The sequence below is a fragment of the Parabacteroides gordonii MS-1 = DSM 23371 genome (assembly GCF_000969825.1).
Taxonomy (GTDB): Bacteria; Bacteroidota; Bacteroidia; order Bacteroidales; family Tannerellaceae; genus Parabacteroides; species Parabacteroides gordonii.
Genome location: NZ_KQ033919.1, coordinates 2,688,004 through 2,702,010 on the forward strand (window position 1 = coordinate 2,688,004; position 14,007 = coordinate 2,702,010).

The 14,007-nt window shown below is 45.1% G+C and carries 8 protein-coding genes; 1 reads left to right on the top strand and 7 read right to left on the bottom strand.

Annotated features, from left to right (window positions below):
• Positions 1 to 10: 10 nt before the first annotated feature.
• The 7 genes from HMPREF1536_RS10260 to HMPREF1536_RS10290 all read right to left on the bottom strand — a co-directional run bounded on the left by HMPREF1536_RS10260 (position 11) and on the right by HMPREF1536_RS10290 (position 10,455).
• Entirely contained in the window at positions 11 to 3,181 is a 3,171-nt protein-coding gene (locus tag HMPREF1536_RS10260) for a SusC/RagA family TonB-linked outer membrane protein (RefSeq protein ID WP_225607954.1), read from the bottom strand.
• 18 nt (positions 3,182 to 3,199) lie between these two features.
• Complete coding sequence (locus HMPREF1536_RS10265) at positions 3,200 to 4,207, bottom strand: Gfo/Idh/MocA family protein (protein WP_028730285.1); 1,008 nt, start codon at positions 4,205 to 4,207, stop codon at positions 3,200 to 3,202.
• A gap of 23 nt (positions 4,208 to 4,230) precedes the next feature.
• Positions 4,231 to 5,022 (bottom strand): 6-phosphogluconolactonase, encoded by a 792-nt coding sequence (locus tag HMPREF1536_RS10270; RefSeq protein WP_028730286.1) that lies wholly within the window; start codon positions 5,020 to 5,022, stop codon positions 4,231 to 4,233.
• A gap of 143 nt (positions 5,023 to 5,165) precedes the next feature.
• Positions 5,166 to 6,482, bottom strand: a complete 1,317-nt coding sequence (locus HMPREF1536_RS10275; RefSeq protein ID WP_028730287.1) for a sugar MFS transporter — start codon at positions 6,480 to 6,482, stop codon at positions 5,166 to 5,168.
• Positions 6,479 to 7,819 carry a Gfo/Idh/MocA family protein gene (locus HMPREF1536_RS10280; RefSeq protein WP_028730288.1) on the bottom strand — a complete coding sequence of 447 codons (1,341 nt, stop codon included), beginning with the start codon at positions 7,817 to 7,819 and terminating at the stop codon, positions 6,479 to 6,481. The genes HMPREF1536_RS10275 and HMPREF1536_RS10280 overlap by 4 nt, the downstream gene beginning before the upstream one ends.
• A 132-nt stretch (positions 7,820 to 7,951) precedes the next feature.
• Positions 7,952 to 9,169 carry an N-acetylglucosamine-6-phosphate deacetylase gene (nagA, locus tag HMPREF1536_RS10285; protein ID WP_044193617.1) on the bottom strand — a complete coding sequence of 406 codons (1,218 nt, stop codon included), beginning with the start codon at positions 9,167 to 9,169 and terminating at the stop codon, positions 7,952 to 7,954.
• A 122-nt stretch (positions 9,170 to 9,291) separates the two neighbouring features.
• Positions 9,292 to 10,455 carry an AraC family transcriptional regulator gene (locus HMPREF1536_RS10290; RefSeq protein WP_028730290.1) on the bottom strand — a complete coding sequence of 388 codons (1,164 nt, stop codon included), beginning with the start codon at positions 10,453 to 10,455 and terminating at the stop codon, positions 9,292 to 9,294.
• Between the two features lie 256 nt (positions 10,456 to 10,711).
• Between HMPREF1536_RS10290 and HMPREF1536_RS10295 the strand changes: the two genes are divergently transcribed.
• On the top strand, positions 10,712 to 13,999 hold the full coding sequence (locus HMPREF1536_RS10295) for a TonB-dependent receptor (protein WP_028730291.1): 3,288 nt from the start codon (positions 10,712 to 10,714) through the stop codon (positions 13,997 to 13,999).
• Positions 14,000 to 14,007 lie beyond the last annotated feature (8 nt).

Sequence of the window (14,007 nt, forward strand, 5' to 3'; positions counted from 1 at the left end):
GAGTTAAACATTAGAATGTTACATTGAGACCCAGTGTATAAGTACGGTTGGTACTGCTTACTGTGTTCGGACTGTCCGGATTATAGGCTTCAGGATCATAGTATTCCCAGTCGGGAGCCCAGCATGCTACATTCTTGATCGTACCGTATATGTTCATACCTTCGATATGGAATTTATTCAGGAATGATTTGGGTACGGTATAGCCGACCGAAATATTGTCCAGGCGGATGAATGACAGAGAACGGTAGAAATTAGCACCGATATTTTTATCATCCGAATACAGGCGGGCATATTCGTTCGTCGGGTTCTCGGCAGTCCAGTATGGGATTTTGAAGTAGTTTGTTTTTGTCAGTGTGCCTGCTTCAAAATGTTTTGCACGCTGGTAAGGAGCCTTATGTCCCCAATATGAATAGAGCATAAAAGAGAGGTTCCAGTTTTTGAACAGGGTGAACTCATTACGGAGGGTCCAACGGAAACGTGGGGTCTTGTAGCCAATGAATTCCTTGTCATTGTTATCGTAAATTTTATTACCGTCCACATCCTTGATCTTCATGTCGCCAGGTCGGAGACCGTACTCTGCGGCTTGTTCAGCTTCGTTTTCCTGCCATACACCGGTTACATTATATGTCCAGATAGAACTGATATCCTTCCCGATAAACCATTCGTTTTTGATATCGTCCATCTCTTTCCGGCCGACTACATTTCCGTTGTCATCCAGAATGTTTTCGTAATCACCGTATAGATGGTTTACTTTGTTCCTGTTCAGGGAAAAGTTGAAGGTGGTATTCCACTGGAAGTTCCTGTTATCGATATTGAGCGTTCTCAAAGCGATCTCGAACCCGGTGTTTTGTACTTCACCCAGGTTGGCCATTACTTCGCCGAAGCCGATCGTTTCTGTCAGACTGCGGTTAATCAGTAAGTCGGAGGTCGTCATTTTGTATACATCGATATTTCCTGAAATGCGGCTGTCGAGAAAACCGAAGTCGAGACCGAAGTTAAAGGAGCTCGTCGTTTCCCATTTCAGGTTTTTATTTGCCATTGTTTTTACATATACAGAGTTCGATAAATTAATATTACCGTTTAGCGTCTGGTATAGATACTGGTCGGTATTCATTTCTGCCAAAGCTGCATACATACCGATATCCCTGTTCCCGTTCTTACCCCATGAGACACGGAGTTTACCGAAATCCATTGCAGAAAATTTGAAAAACGGTTCTTCTGTAAACACCCATCCTAGGGCAACGGAAGGGAAGGTGGCATGTGGGTTGGATACACCGAATGCAGAGTAACCATCACGTCTGATGGAGGCTGTAAGCATGTATTTCTTGTCGAATGAGTAAAACACACGGCCCATCAGGGCATCTCCCGTATTTCTGGTGTCGTTGGATGAAATGGCGGGGACTGTACCTGCCTGCATCCGATGATATCCCAATACGTCACTGGGTGCGAATTGCTGGGTAGTCTGTATCTCCTGCCAGGCTTGGTTTTCCTCGGCATTCTGTAATAAAGTGACTTCCACCTGATGTTTTTTTGCAAAGGTATGTTCCCAACGAATAAGGTTGTCCACCTGCCAGTTATATGCCATTTCACTTCTTCGTTCTGCATCTCCCCCGAAAGATTTCCATACGGGATGCTGTGACGAACGGTGGTTCCTGTAATTGTACAGTAACAGGCGCGGAGAGAAATTCACTTGGTATGAGATACCGAATGGCAATTTGATCTTTGCATACATTGTCCCGGTAAAGGAATTACGTATGGCAGAACGGTCGATAAATGAATCATTGTAGGCTGAGTTGATGGAACTTGCGTTGTCAATTCCTGTCGGATAAAGCATTGGATTACCATCCAGGTCAGTAGGAGTGGAGTAAGGAGTGTTTGCCCATATCTGGTTTACACTACGTGGAATGGCTCCCTGGTCGCGGTAAGAATATTGTACGTTCACTCCGGCAGAGAACCAGCTGGTGACATCGAAATCCAGTTTCAGGCGGCTTCTGTAGGATTTGTATTTATCACCGATAACGATACCCTCATTATTAAGATATCCTAATGACCAGTAGTAACTTACTTTATCTTTCTTTCCGGAGATATTGACATTGTAGTCCTGGCGAAATGCTTTCTGGTAAGTCTCATCATACCAGTCGAATGTTCTTCCGGCGAAATAATTATCGATTTCCGGTTCGAACAGTCCCAGTCGAACTAGCCAATCGTATTCATAATTGCCGGTAGTGGGGCGGTAGGAGATCCAATCTTCCAGGGTTACTCCTGCCGGAAGATTGTTCGGGTTCGAGAACTCGCCAGGTTTATGATCTTCGAAAATACTTTCCTGTACATTTTCCCTCCAGGCCAGGTATTCCTGGGGACTGTAAACGTCCATCTTCTTTGCCAAAGTTGCGATACCTACGCTGGCATTGAATTGAACGGTGGGTTTTTCGGCTGCTCCTTTTTTCGTTGTAATCAGCACGACACCGGCGGCTGATTTCGCTCCGTATACGGCTGCCGAACTGGCATCTTTCAAGACGTCGATCTGGGCGATATCATTGGGGTTGATCTCATCGAGACTGCCGTAGTAAATAATACCGTCTACAACCAATAAGGGTTCGTTGCTGGCTTTGATGGAGCGTTTTCCGCGAATTTCCATACTGCCGCCTCCTTTGGCTGAGTTGTCGAGTCCGATGTTCAACCCAGCAACATTTGCTCTTAATATGTCTTGTACGGTAGCCGGACGTTCCTTTTCCAATGAAGTAGCCTTTACCTGGGTCACTGCACCTGTCAGGTCTCTTTTCTTTTGGACTCCATAGCCCACAACAACTACTTCTTCCAGATTTAATACCTCCTCCGCTAGGGAGATATTAATGGTCTTTTGTTTTTTTACAGGAACTTCTTTGGTGACGTATCCGATGAAGGAGAAAGCCAGTATCGAATTTCCATTCGTTACGCTTATGGTGTATTGACCATTGACATCGGTTATCACTCCGTTGGTAGTCCCTTTTTCCATTACATTTACACCAGGTATCGCATCACCGTTGTTATCGGTGACGGTTCCAGTTACTGTTTGCTTTTGCTCGATAGCAGAAGTGTTGTTCGTTGTTTCTTCTGCGAAAACCGGTACTATGGTCATAAACAGGAAGGCCATAACTAATAGATTTAATACCAGTCTTTTTGCATTGTTGATTTTTTTCATACCATCGTACTTTTAAGATTAATAAACTTCCTGATCCTTTACTAAGGATAATGCTTTTTCATAAATTTCTTTTGTGTTCACAGGCTTACCGCCTTGCCGGATACTTTCATTGGCTGTTTCCATGAATGTGTATATCTCGATCGTTTCCTCTTTACTGACAGGTGCTATGCCCGTGCGGAAAAAAGTAAGGATGGCCTTCAACAGTCCTTCGTAACCTTCATATCCTCCTGCGGGTACAACTTTCTTTGTACAGATTGCCGTACCACCGTATGTATGTGCACTGTTCCGTAGCCCGCGAAAGGTTCCTATTCTTCCGTCGTTCCATAGTCCGACAGCCAGGTCCGCGCTTTCGTCCGAGATGCAGGAGACAGATTTACATCCGGTCCCCATTAGCGTATACAATATTTCTACTCCATGAATTCCATACCAGAAAAATCCGGCGTGTGAGGGTTCGTTCGTGCAGGGAGAGTAGCAGTCTGCACCGGCGACTTTCCCTTCCGGGCCGTTTCCGGCTCTTAATTCCAGGTTCCGGGGGGAAAAGCGTAATGCCGATGATGAAAAAATGGGAACCTGTTTCTTTTCTGCCATTCCGTAGATACTCAGTACATCGGACAACCGTGCAGCAACCGGTTTGTCGATGAATAGGGGTTTACCATTATTTATCACTTCCTTTGCCTGTTCGAGGTGCAAAGTCCCGTCATTTGTTTCTAGTAATACACAGTCTACCTCTTTCAGAAGCTCCGCAATCGATGAAGTTATACGGACTCCGTGTTGCCGGGCTGTTTCCGTATATTTGGGAATGCGGCTATAACTGGACTCGATAGTTCTGGAGCCGTATGGATAGGCGGCTACAATTTTGAAACCAATATAATCTGGTTGCGGGTTCTCTCCGTTTATTAATTTGATAAAAGCTTCGGAGTGAGAGGTGTCCAGTCCGATAATGCCTAACCGGATGATCTCTTGCGAGTGAAGTGAAGTTATGGCAAGAAACTGAATAATGAGCAGTAATAATACATTACGTTTCATAAGTTGTTCTTTTTAGGGATTCGTTAATTATTTTCTTGTATTTTTACAGGTAGAAGCGAAGCGCTGTCCATATCCAGATATAACCGGGCGTTTTCTTTTTCGCGCAGGATCGTAGAGGGATACTTTTCGCATAGAGGAGCATATAAGGTATTGTAAACAGCCTCTGCCTTTGTGGAGGCTGGAACGATACAGAATGTATATGCGGCAGACATCAGAATCGGGATGGTGAGCGTGAATGCCTGTGTGGGAACTTCATCAAGAGATTGAAAACATCCGTCGTGCACCTGTTGTTCTCTACATTGGGGGGCAAGGTCGACTACCTTCATCCAGTCTTTGTCGTTGAAATCGGCTACATGCGGATCGTTGAAGGCGATATGTCCGTTTTCTCCTATTCCCATACAAACGATATCGATCGCTCGTTTTGACAGCAGGCGGGTATAGCGTTCGCATTCGGCTTCAAAATCGTCTTTCTTCATTTGTATATAATAGACCTGTTTGAAGGCCACTTTTGTGAATATATGCTCACTCAGGAAATTGCCGAATCCCTGAGAAGCATTGGGTTTCAATCCGATATATTCATCCATGTGGAAAGCATTGATACGGTTCCATTCGATCGATTTATCGGCTGTGAGTGCTGCCAGGAAATCATTTTGTGAGGGAGCAGCAGCAAAGATCATATTGATCTCTTCCTTCTCTTTTAATAATTTGCATATAGCCTGCGCAACATCCGATGCTGCACTCTTTCCCATAGATTGCCTGTCAGGGAATACCTGTACAGTAAGCTTGTTCTTTTTTAAATTTATCATATTGATTATTTTTGATTTATACTGTTAGCAAACGTGATCTTTCCGTTTGTTTCACTTGTTTCATGCTGGTGAAACATTTGTTCCTCTTAGGTGAAACATTAGTTTCATTAGGAAGAAACTGTTATTAGGCTATAGGAAGTCGGTGTTTGTATTTATACTTTTGATGACCAACTTACGATGCGATATCCCCAGGCGGCATACCATATTAGATATAAATAGCAAGGTATCAATACCCAATATCCGGTTTGCAAAGAAGTTATGTCTGCCAGTTTGCCGTAAACAAGGGGAAGGATGGCATTTCCGCACAATGCCATAACTAGCATGGATGAACCAATTTTGGTGAAACGCCCTAGATTCCGGATGGCGTGGGGCCAGATACCTGCATATATCAAAGAGTTCGGTAAACCGAGGGAAGCCAGAAACCAGATGGATAAACCTGCATTGTGTCCCAATAGGGAAATATTCGTATGGGTGAGAATTACTCCTAGAGAGAGGATTAACCCTAAAACTGTACAAACGATCAATGCATTTTTCTGGGATATAAAACGCGGGATTAACAGGATTCCGAGCAAGTAACCCAGAATTGTCGCTCCAAGCGTATAGGAAGGAAAGAACTTGGCGTCCAAAAGTCCTACGCCCATAGAACCTGCATAACTGATGATCGTATCTATAGCTACGACTTGTGTCCCAACATGCAGGAACAGGGCCAATACGCCGAGTAGCAGGTAGGGGAATTGAAAGACGGAGGTTTTTCCGCAATTGGCGGTTGCTATCTCTTCATTCTCCTCTTCAGGGTTGATATCCGGTAATTTTGATTTATAGATAAACAATCCGATTGTGAGAAGGATGAGGCTAAGTATGCTGTAAGGAAGTATTACTCCACGCATAAGTTCATTGAGTGCTGCTTCCTTTTCTATGCCGTTGAGGAGCCCGGATTCGACGGATGTCAGGATATTTTGGCTTTTCCCCAACACGACTGCAGCAAAGATAATAGGTGAAACGATTCCGGCGAACTTGTTGCATACACCCATTATGCTGATGCGCCGGGCTGCTGTTTCAATAGGACCGATGATCGTGATATATGGATTTGCGGCAGCTTGCAGAACCGACAATCCTGTACCCATCGTGAACAGACCGGTAAGGAATATCCAGTATGTTCTGTCCAGCGCAGCGGGTACAAATAGCAATGCGCCTGCGGCCAGACAAAAGAAACCGTACATCATTCCTTTTTTGTATCCCGTCTTTTTTAATAGATAGGAAACCGGAATCGACATGACGAGATAGGCTATATAGAAAGCGAATGTAACAAAATATGATTGATAATTTGTCAATTCGCAGGCAATCCTGAAGTAAGGAATCAGTATCGAGTTGACCCATGATACAAAGCCGATGATAAAGAATACAATTCCGATGATAATGATTCCTGTTATGACTTGCCTTTTTTCTGTTGTATGATGATTGTTTATCATAATTTTACCTCCCATCCTTCCTGATAAGTTCTTCTCCAGTATTTATCCGCAATTTGTTTGTTTCTGATATGTCCGTTAGCCGGGTCTGTTTCCAGTTTTTCTCCTGAACGCTGGGCTATATTCCCTAACTGGACGAGTAATGTACTTATGTGCCCGGACTCTATTCCCGCATTCAGCTTTTCTCCTTTTTTGATTGCATCGAAGAAGTTTTGGATATGGATTGCATCCAATTGCTGCGCCGGATCCATCCGGTTGCGGGGATCGGTTTGTATTTTACTTTCCACCTCGCGGATGATTTGGTTTTTATGGTCCATGATTTTGTAATAATTACCTCCTCCGATCAGCAGGTTGGCTTTCTCCCCGTAGAAAAGTGCACCGACGGAATTGTCTTCTATTTTAAAAGCATTGCAACAGTGTCCTTCCCAGATCATTGACTTCTTGTCTCCGAAATTCAGACTGATCACTTGCGTGTCAGGAGTTTCCCAGTCGTCTTGATAATAGTAACGTCCACCCGTGGATTGCACGGAAGTCGGGTAGTCCACTTCCATACCCCATCGTAGCAGGTCTATCATATGGGTTCCGTTGTTTAAGGCTTCACCGGTGCCCCATCGCCAGAACCAGTGCCAGTTATAATGAACGATATTATCCTTGTAGGTTGTCCGTGGAGCCGCTCCCTGCCACAAGTCCCAATCGAGCCAGTCGGGGACGGGAACTTCTTTTCCTCTGCCTATAGGGGCACGGTTGTTCGTATACCATGATTTGCCGAAATAAACTTTCCCTATTGTTCCGGCTTTGATCTCATTGATCGCTTCTACAACATTGGGCCACGAACGGCGCTGGTTTCCCATCTGTACGACCTTGTTGTATTTTTGTGCGGCTTGGATTAGTATTTCGCCTTCTTCGGGAGAGTGACTGCATGGTTTTTCAAGATAAACATGCTTTCCGGCTTTCATTGCCAGTAAGGCAGCCGGGGCGTGCCAATGATCCGGAGTTGCTATTACTACAGCATCCAAGTCTTTCTTTTCAAGCATCAGGCGCAGATCTTTATATCCTTTCGGAGTCGTGTCGCTGATGTTTGTGACTTCTGCGATACATTTGTTTAAGGCCCTGGAGTCGACATCGCAAATGTGTTTTACGATGCAGTTTTTTTGTTTGGTAAAATTCCGGGCTAAAGCGGCTCCGCGGGAGTTCACTCCTATGCAACCGATTAGGATCCGGTCGTTTGCTCCTACTATGTTTGCATAACTTTTTGCACTGAACCCAGGCAACACGCCACCGAATGATAACATAGCCGTACCGGCTACTGCTTTTTTTATAAAACTGCGTCTCGTTGTCATACTGATTAATTTTTAATGGATCTCAATACGACAAAAGTAAAAGGATGAATTATTCATTTTCTCCCATCTTGCGAAATAAAATCCTCAAAATGCGTCAGAATGGAGAGGCCGGTAATAATGTCTGGAAAGAAGTTATGCCTGGTAAACCGTCTGTCCGTTTATGATGGTACGTGATATCCTGATCTGATTGTCGAATAAAAGAATATCTGCCGTTTTACCTACTTCTAAAGAACCGATTCTATTTTCCATATGAAGAATACGGGCAGGCGTTACCGTCATCATTTTTACTGCATCTGTTAAGGATACTTCTGCCAATTGAACCATTGTCCGGACCAGACGGTCTGCAGTTGCCACGCTGCCGGCAAAAGCACTTCGGTCGAGTAGTTTGGCTACTCCCTCTTCTACCATTACAGTTTGTCCTTCCTTTAAACTTCCTAATTTATATACCCCTTCCGGCATTCCGGCGCCGCGCATGGAATCGGTAACCAATGCTATTCTGTCTGCTCCTTTGAATTTATGTATAAGTTGAAGCAGGCTTTTGGGGAGGTGAATGCCGTCGGCAATGATTTCTACATCCATATCTTCCAGTAAGAAAGCGGCTTCTACAGCGCCCGCATAACGGAGTGCATTCCGGCGGGTAACGGTCTGCATACCTGAGTAGAGGTGCGTCATCAGGGAGTATCCGGCCTTATGGGCTTCCATGACCTCTTCGCAAATGGCATCCGTATGCCCGACGGATGGAATTATTTGTTTTTCTTTCAATAGTTTACCCAGGTAGAGGGCACCGTCGAGTTCGGGTGCTATACTCCAACGAATGATATCGTCAGTGGCATTCAATATGCTGGTATAATGTTCGGGAGTCGGTGCCTTCAGATTGGCGGGATCTTGCGCACCACGTTGGCTATAGGCGAAGTACGGACCTTCCAGATGAATGCCCAGAAACTTTGCACCTTTCGTGTTTTGTTTTTTTGCTTGGCGGTAGATTTCAAATGTGTGGAAGAGTTCTTCGTCAGGACAGGTCAGCGTGGTGGGTAAAAGGGCGGTTGTACCATAGCAGGCATGTGTGTTGGCTACGGTCAGGTAAGCATCTACCGTACCGTCCATGAAATCGGCACCTCCGGCTCCATGTGTATGAAGGTCAATAAACCCGGGAGATATATACTGCTGGTCAGCATCGATGATTTCATCGATATCATCCGATGACGGATGGCCTGTGCCGATAGCAGTTATCTTATCATTTTCAATGATGATATAACCATCTTCCAGAATCTTGTCGATCTGGATTAATTTTCCGTTGGTGATGAGCCTGCGGACTACTTTTTTTTCGTGTGATGCTGATATTGTATTCATATGGCACTGTTTTTATTGTTCAAACAGTACAAAGTAAGTAGAATGAATCTTCTTTTTATGTGCTGATTGCGAAATAAAATCCTCAAAAAACGAACGGACCGGATAGAAAGTCGGTACATCTTTTATTTGTTTTTAGAAGTAAATCGTTTCCGATATTGAAAGGGGGTCATTTCCTTTACCTTTGTAAATGTTCGGGAAATGTTCTTGTAATCCGTAAAACCGACTTTAGCAGCGGCTTCTACCAATGGTAGATCAGTTGTAACCAATAAATCGGCAAATTTTTCTATACGCAGTTCCTGAATATACTGGCAGACAGATGTACCTGTTTCCCTTTTGAACTTTTTCTCCAGAACACGTCTTGAAAAGGGGACCATCCGGATAAGGTCGTCTATAGATAGGGGATCCCGGTGGTTGTTATCTATATAATGCAACAGTTGTTCGATATATTTGTCGGAAACGGCAAAGCGTTCGGTGGAAGCGCGAGGGACGATTCGTACTGGCTTTATGATTATATCGACGGGGGTAACGATCTTTTTTTCGATGAATTGGTGAATCAGTTTCCCTGCTTCATAACCTCCGTTCTTGATATCCAGTTCTATGGATGACAATTGGGGGTCGGAAATATTACACAGCAGTTTGTCATTATCTACTCCCAGGACTGCAATTTCCTCCGGAATGCTTATATCATACATTTTACAGACTTCGGTGATTTGCAATGCATAATAATCGTCACAAGCGAAAAGAGCTACCGGTTTTGGCAGGCTTTGTAGCCATTTGCTTACGAGTTCAACATCAAAACTCCACTTTTCACTGGGTATCCGTTTCCGGTTACTGAACTCATAAACGTCATAGCCCTGATTGCTGACAGCTTTCTTAAAGCCTTCGCCTCGTTCACGTCCCCATACTGTATCCGTCAGCCCATAATAGGCAAACGATTTATATCCTTTGTGCAGGAAAAAGTTTGCTGCTATTACACCGGTTCCGAAATAGTCACCAGTCAGGTTAGAGATACCGGGGCTTCGTTCTTTGTAATTTTGGACAATGATCGGTATGTGCAACTGGTTCAGTACAGACAGGTCTATATCTGTGAATTGGGCGATGATGGCATCCGCTCCCCATTTCTTTGCCCACTCCACGACTCCTTCATCACCGTAAAGCTCCCTGAAATACAAGGGCATCCGGTAAAAAGCCCAGGGGCCTACTTCCTTTGCATATCTGACTACATTTTCCAGAAGTGATCTGCTATAGCCACTGGAAAAATCGGTTAACAGTAATATCTTTATCATGTCATGGTGTTCATTACGCAGTGCTATCTTGTTCCAAAATTATAGAAATATTTTTTGCTTTAGGTAAGTATTCTCAAGTATTTTTATGAATAGTACTTGGTTGTATGTCTGTGATGGCAAGCTTATCTCTCGCCTTAAGGCTTTTTGGCATATTCTTATTTTTTTAAGATCCTTTGATTTTGCTTGTGTATTAAAAGATTTATAAAGATATTTGCCCCTTGATTTTCGGTTTAAACAAGAAAATGATTGAGGGGGTATGTTAAAGCGATTTATTTTAATCATCGGATGTCTCATCTGTATGTTTCAGGTAGTAACGGGGCAAGTCACTACCTCCGGTTTGTCCGGGCGGGTAATTTCTGAAGGGGAAGCACTGGCCGGTGCTACGGTTTTGGCTGTTCATCAGCCGACAGGTACCCGTTATGGGACGATAACTAACCTGGAAGGGCAATACTTTCTTCAGGGCTTGTATACAGGCGGGCCTTATAAGGTGGAAGTTTCCTATGTAGGATGCCAGCCGGTCTGCTATACCGATTTGCGGCTTGTTCTGGGCGAGACGTATGTGCTAAATGTATCCCTTGAAGAATCGACCGAACTGTCGGAGGTGGTTGTTACTGCCAGCCGACGTCCTTTTGCCAGTACGAAGACAGGTGCTTCCAACCATATCAACTCCCGCCAGATCGCACAGACTCCTAATATCGGGCAGACATTGGACGGACTGGTCAAATACTCTGCTTATGCCAATGGGGGAACTTATGCTTTTGGTGGACGCGACCAGCGCCAGAACAGTTTTACTGTCGACGGAGCCAGCTTCAACAATAATATGGGACTGGGAAATTTCCTGTTAGGAAGTAAACCGATCTCTACCGAAGCGTTGGAAGAGGTACAGATCAATATCGCCCCTTTCGATGTGCGCCAGAGCAACTTTGTGGGCGGTAGTATTAATGCTGTCACTAAAAGCGGAACCAACCAGTTCAAAGGCAGTGGTTATACCTATATAAGGAATGAGAAATTGCGGGGGAATACGGTAGACGGATTCGATCTCGGCGAACGTGCGGAAGAAGCCGCTTATATTTATGGGGTGACGCTGGGCGGGCCTATCATTAAGAACAAACTTTTCTTCTTCATCAATGGTGAGATGGATAATTCCCCTAAGCCGATGACCAAGTACACCTATTCGACGGATGGGGTCAGGGATGATGCCAACCTTATTTCGCGGGTAACAGAAGCTGATATGGCGGCCTTTTCCTCCGTTTTGAAGAACCGCTACGGCTATAATACCGGTTCATGGACAGATTTCTCCGGTGGTGAGAAAGCCTACCGGGCTCTTGTGCGCCTCGACTGGAATATTAATCAGGCTCATAAACTGATGTTCCGCTATAATTATACACAAAACAGCGTTTATAATCCTGTCTACAGCAATGGCCGCGGAGGTGAAGTAGCCATGAACGGTGCCCGTATCGGTCCGTACAGTATGTCTTTCCGCAACTCCTGTTACACGGTCGATAATAATCTCTTTTCTCTCACGGCTGAACTTAACAGTACGCTGGGAAGAAATAAATATAACAAGTTCTCCATTTCCTATACTTCTGTCGAGAATAATCGCCGGAAAGCGATCGACGGAGGGCCTTTTCCTACTATCGATATCATGAAGCCTATCGAGGGCGGAAGCCTTTATACCTTTATGAATGCAGGTTACGACCAGTATGCCTGGAATAACGGTGTGCTCGATAAGACCCTTTCGATAAGCGATAACTTTTCCTACAATTTGGGACGTCACAGCCTGACTACCGGACTTTCGTTCGATCTGATCAATGTATCCAACTCTTATATGAGGAGCGGACTCGGTTATTACCGTTACAACAGTTACGAAGATTTTGTGAATGAAGTAGCTCCCTCTGTTTATACGCTTACTTACTCACTTACCGGTGGTGACAGTCCTACCGCCGAGGTCAAAATGGGGCAGTTTGCCGCCTATCTGCAGGACGAGCATAATGTGAGCGACCGCCTGAAGCTGATCTACGGCCTCCGTATCGACCTGCCGATCTACCTCAGTGATAAGCTGCTTAACCCGGCCGTAGCCGGACTCGACTTTGACGGCCGCCGTCTTTATGCCGATGCATGGCCTGCAACTCAAGTGCTATTCTCTCCCCGTGTAGGATTTAACTGGGATATTCTGGGCGACCAGTCGCTTAAGCTACGCGGAGGAACAGGCATTTTTACGGGACGCATGCCGCTCGTATTTCTTACCAATATACAGAGTAACAGCGGTATGATACAAAATACCGTTACTTATACCGAAAAGGATAACCAGGCCGCACTCGATAAGCTGGCCGGCGGTATCCGTTCCGCTTCCGAGGTGATCCAACTGCTCGATCTCCCCACAGAGCCCGGTACTGTCAACTCCCTGGCTACGCTCGACAAAGATTTCAAGCTCCCTCAGGTATGGAAAACGTCTATCGCTGCCGATTATCGGTTGCCACTCCCGTTCGATGCCAACTTCACATTCGAAGGTATCTTTATAAAGGATATCAATGCGATTGTGCAGAGTAATTATAATGTGATCTCGCTGGATAACGGGAAGATGCAGCGTTTCAGCGGCCCTGACAACCGTTATTTCTATCCGGGCGGTGCTGATAATAAGGTATTGGCGAAAAACAGCGATGCGTTGTTGATGAGCAATACCTCCAAAGGATACAGTTACACCTTGAATACCTCCTTGCAGGCCAGCCCTGTGCGGAACCTGGATCTTCTTGTGTCGTACACGTATACCGGCTCCAAGAGCCTGTTCTATAACCAAGGCAATGACCCTATATCTTCCTGGAAGAACCAGATGTCTGTCGACGGCCCTAATAACCTCTTCCTTCAGAACCCGTCTTTCCTTGCTTCGCCCAGCCGTGTGGTTGCTTCTGTCAACTATACGATACCTTATGCCCGCAAGCATATGGCTACTTCGGTGGCTCTGATCTATACGGGTGAACGTACCGGCAGTTACACCTATTGCTATACTGGCGATATGAATAACGACGGAGTGAGTAATGATCTTCTCTATATCCCCAAGACAAAGGATGAGTTGACTTTTACGGATAAAAAGGATAAGGACAAAGTAATCTTTACCGCAGCAGAGCAGGCGGATGCTTTCTGGAACTTCGTGAACCAGGATCCATATCTCAGCAAACATAAAGGGGAATATGCCGAGGCTTTCTCTGCTTTTAATCCCTGGGCGCATCGTTTTGACCTGCGTATCCTGCAAAACTTCAGTGTGCAGGCCGGCAAACAGAACAATACATTGCAGATCAGCCTTGATATACTGAATGTGGGCAACCTGCTTAACAACTCATGGGGACTTTATAAGTCGGCGGCCAAGTCCGGTGGCGGTCGTATCCTGGAACGTAAAGGCGTAACGGCCGATAACGTTCCCCTCTACAATATGACCCACTATGTGGAAGATGGGCAGTTACTGCTTCCCACTCAAACTTTTAGTGCTGTTCAGAGTAGCAGTAACTGCTGGCAGATGCAGATCGGCATACGTTATATGTTCAATTGATACCGGTG

Bases quoted from the DNA above. Each gene is read 5' to 3' on its own strand.
- HMPREF1536_RS10265 (WP_028730285.1), bottom strand. From the start codon at position 4,207: ATGAAACGTAATGTATTATTACTGCTCATTATTCAGTTTCTTGCCATA.
- nagA (WP_044193617.1), bottom strand. From the start codon at position 9,169: ATGAATACAATATCAGCATCACACGAAAAAAAAGTAGTCCGCAGGCTC.
- HMPREF1536_RS10260 (WP_225607954.1), bottom strand. From the start codon at position 3,181: ATGAAAAAAATCAACAATGCAAAAAGACTGGTATTAAATCTATTAGTT.
- HMPREF1536_RS10295 (WP_028730291.1), top strand. From the start codon at position 10,712: ATGTTAAAGCGATTTATTTTAATCATCGGATGTCTCATCTGTATGTTT.
- HMPREF1536_RS10290 (WP_028730290.1), bottom strand. From the start codon at position 10,455: ATGATAAAGATATTACTGTTAACCGATTTTTCCAGTGGCTATAGCAGA.
- HMPREF1536_RS10280 (WP_028730288.1), bottom strand. From the start codon at position 7,819: ATGACAACGAGACGCAGTTTTATAAAAAAAGCAGTAGCCGGTACGGCT.
- HMPREF1536_RS10275 (WP_028730287.1), bottom strand. From the start codon at position 6,482: ATGATAAACAATCATCATACAACAGAAAAAAGGCAAGTCATAACAGGA.